Consider the following 1,931-nt stretch of genomic DNA (forward strand, 5'->3'; position numbering starts at 1 on the left):
AGTGCTGCGGCGCCCCGGAACAGGCGCCGCGCCGAGGCAGCATTTCAAGAATTGACCACACGAAAAGAAAGCAATTCAAGGCGAGTGGCTAACGTGGAAGTAACCGGCACCGGAGCGCCAGCGAAGGGAACCCAAATGCGCAGCATTTGGGTGTCCGGTTTACTGCCTTGTTAGCCGCGCAACCGCTGCCCGATTGAGCAACCGAGCGGCTGACCGAAGGCACAAGGCGCGGAGCAAATTGAACCGCACCGCCAACAGCGCCGGCAAGGGAAAAAGCCCTCACTCTTGAACCGGCCCAAAAGTGCGTTGGCATGCGAACCGCAAGCCCGAAGAACCCCAAACCGGAAGAGTTCAAACCACCGCCAGCGGCTGACGGCGCCGCACTCGAAGCCCTCAGCTGTTGAGCACGAAGATGCCCCGCAGTGTGATGACCCTTGGAGTTGGAGAAGTGCTGCGGCGCCCCGGAACAGGCGCCGCGCCGAAGCAGCATTTCAAGAATTGACCACACGAAAAGAAAGCAATTCAAGGCGAGTGGCTAACGTTGGACGTAACGGGCGCCGAAGCGCAGCGGAGGGAACCAAACTGCGCAGCAGTTTGGCGTCCCGTTGACGGACTGGTTAGCCCCCGTGGTCATTTGGGGTGGCTTGTAGAGGAGAGCCAGCACGTGACTGAGCTGCGATGCGCTGAGCCTTGCGGGAGGATAGATAACAATGGCCCGCAAGAGGTCCGATGAAGATGGCAAGGAGCAACCCAGCCTCAATACCCGCTGCAGCAGATTTTTGTGCAGCGAGAACACCCGCCAATATGGGGAGTGCCGCGATGGCGTGCGCGCAGATTCTTGTATTGCGCGCCTGTCTTTCTAGGTTTTCCGCAGTCCCGGCGCGTTGGAGAATGAGCTGATCGTCGGTCAGCTCGGAGACTTTGTGTTCGCGCCTCTTGTTCAATAGAACCCAAAGCGCAGGAAAGACGGCAGCAATTGACGCGGCGACCTTAAGTGACGAAGCAAAATCGCCTTGTGTCGTGCCATAAGCCCATCTGTACGCTGATACTGTGCATATGGGGCCAGCGATAAAGTACACGGACTTGTTTCCGAGAAACTCAGATGCGGAGGCTCTTAAAACGGTGTATGCACGTTGAACTACATGCAGAACTGGATGCGCGTTAGGTGGTCGGTGTTGGCCTTCACGGATAGTCGCTAGGTATGTCAAATACACGATCAATACGGGTATTGCCGCGAAAGCGAGGAAAATCACAACTAGCATTACGAAGGCGTCTAGATGCATAAGGCTAACGTTGAAAGTAACCGGCACCGGAGCGCCAGCGGAGGGAACCCAAGCTGCGCAGCAGTTTGGGTGTCCGGTTGACTGCACTGTTAGCCGCGGCGAACGTCATATTGCTTAACAACGAATGTGCTGCGCTGAGGTCCTGGCCACAAGTGAATGCGGTATTCCTCGGCACTCCCATGTTCGAAGCCGCGACCGACAAGCAGGAACCGACAGTCCGTTGCCGGGACGGAAACGCGTGGACACTCGGGTAAATAGTCGGAGCAACCAGCAAGCAAGAGGCGCCGCGATGGAACTGAAATTGCACCCTGAACGGCGTGTGACCAAGCCTCCAGCGAAACTTCCGGTTCATTTTCATTCGTAACCACTGAAACCGAGACGTTGCCGGCAGAAGCCGTGTAAATGGCGAGCAAATTGGGGAGAGTTTGAACCCGTTGCTCAAACGCACCCGCTGGGATGTGTTCGGGATATGACGGTTGAAGCGCGTCATCAAGCAGAAAGAACTGGTTGTAGTCGGCAAAGATGACAAACGCTTCTAATCCGAACATAGCGGCTAACGTTGGACGTAACGGGCGCCGGAGCGCAGCGGAGGGAACCAAAATGCGCAGCAGTTTGGCGTCCCGTTGACGGACTGGTTAGGGCGTTGAC

Annotated in this window: 1 protein-coding gene; it reads right to left on the reverse strand. The window is 56.8% G+C overall.

The window, feature by feature from the left end; all coding sequences use genetic code 11:
• Positions 1 to 1,372: 1,372 nt before the first annotated feature.
• Positions 1,373 to 1,831, reverse strand: a complete 459-nt coding sequence (locus GGR36_RS21565) for a hypothetical protein (protein WP_183638655.1) — start codon at positions 1,829 to 1,831, stop codon at positions 1,373 to 1,375.
• Between the last annotated feature and the right edge of the window lie 100 nt (positions 1,832 to 1,931).

It is taken from the genome of Niveibacterium umoris (assembly GCF_014197015.1).
GTDB classification, from domain to species: domain Bacteria; phylum Pseudomonadota; class Gammaproteobacteria; order Burkholderiales; family Rhodocyclaceae; genus Niveibacterium; species Niveibacterium umoris.